Source organism: Rhodococcus sp. FG69, assembly GCF_057808915.1.
In genome coordinates this window covers 1-623 of sequence record NZ_JBMDIX010000112.1, presented here as the reverse complement: position 1 = coordinate 623, position 623 = coordinate 1, and the positions used below count along the sequence as shown (strand labels likewise).

At 66.5% G+C, this 623-nt stretch carries 1 protein-coding gene; it reads left to right on the top strand.

Annotation, left to right across the window (positions count from 1 at the left end; translation table 11 throughout):
* Positions 1-623: biotin carboxylase N-terminal domain-containing protein (locus tag ACODSO_RS29200; RefSeq protein WP_489040081.1), on the top strand; the 623-nt coding region annotated here is incomplete at both ends.

The window sequence follows — 623 nt, the reverse complement described above, 5'->3', positions numbered from 1 at the left end:
AAGGTTCTCGTCGCTAACCGCGGCGAGATCGCAGTCCGGGTGATCAGAGCGGCAGCAGACGCGGGACTGAGAAGTGTCGCCGTCTACGCCGAACCGGACGCCGAGGCCCCCTTCGTGCGCCTGGCCGACGAAGCATTCGCCCTCGGCGGCAACACCTCGGCAGAGTCGTACCTGGTCATCGACAAGATCTTGGACGCCGCCCGCAAGTCCGGCGCAGACGCCATCCACCCCGGCTACGGCTTCCTCTCCGAGAACGCCGACTTCGCTCAGGCCGTCATCGACGCCGGACTGATCTGGATCGGACCATCCCCACAGTCCATCCGCGACCTCGGCGACAAAGTCACCGCCCGCCACATCGCCGCCCGCGCGAAAGCACCCTCGGTCCCCGGCACCGCAGAACCGGTAAAGGACGCCGAGGAGATCCTCGCCTTCGCCGACGAACACGGCCTCCCGATTGCCATCAAGGCAGCCTTCGGCGGCGGCGGACGCGGCATGAAAGTCGCCCGCACCCGCGAAGAAATCCCCGAACTCTTCGATTCGGCCACCCGCGAAGCGGTCTCGGCATTCGGTCGCGGTGAATGCTTCGTCGAACGCTACCTCGACAAACCACGCCACGTCGAAGC